This window comes from Chryseobacterium sp. 2TAF14 (genome assembly GCF_052115105.1).
Taxonomy (GTDB): Bacteria; Bacteroidota; Bacteroidia; order Flavobacteriales; family Weeksellaceae; genus Chryseobacterium.
Genome location: NZ_JBFRGA010000340.1, coordinates 1 through 752, shown reverse-complemented (window position 1 = coordinate 752; position 752 = coordinate 1). Strand labels below are relative to the sequence as shown.

At 34.7% G+C, this 752-nt stretch carries 1 protein-coding gene; it reads right to left on the bottom strand.

Annotation, left to right across the window (positions count from 1 at the left end; all coding sequences use genetic code 11):
• Positions 1-117: 117 nt before the first annotated feature.
• Positions 118-752 (bottom strand): hypothetical protein (locus tag AB4Y90_RS18080; RefSeq protein WP_441558944.1); only part of this gene is annotated, 635 nt, incomplete at its 5' end.

Here is a 752-nt window from a genome sequence, read left to right as displayed (position 1 = left end):
GGGAGATGAGTTTGAGCATCTTTCAGACAAATATTTCCCGGATATTTTGGGAAATGTGAGATAAATGAAAAACGCTTCAAAATATTTTGAAGCGTTTTTTTATCCTTTTAGTATTTATTATTGATCTGTGGAAGGTCTTACATTTGCTTTGTAAATTTGAAAATTAAAAACAAAAGAAGCATTTTGAAGATTGTAATAATTGGCATTTCTTGCAAATGCAGCTTTAGAAGGAACAATAATTACTCCCTGCAAATTGTAAGGACTTTCATCTAATAAATTTTCAAAACCGGTAAAATATTTTAAACCTTCTTTTAAACCTTTTATTTCGTAATAGTTACTATCAGTTTGCCCGACAGAAGTTTTTACCGAGTTTTTCACGTAATAAAACATAGGATCGGTTACAGGAGAACCACTTCCGTCAATAGTATTTAAAAGAGTTCCTGCGCTCCCAAACGACACATTTCCGTCTACATCTGTCGCAAGATAATAATTAGCCCGCATCATTGTTCTAATTTGGGTAGACTCTCCTATTGTAACACCTGTAGAAGGCGGAGTAGTATCTTCTGGCTGAGCTCCGGCTCTTTTAATATAAATAACTCCTGAAGGCAGAGTTTCATGAGGTAACTCAGAAAGTTTTTTCTCGTTATCATCAGCGGTATCTGATGTGAAAGCTTTTATATTTCCCTGCGTGTCCAGATAATTGTTATCCATAAATTTCTGAATAGCCTGCTCGTCATAAGAGTTTCTTACGT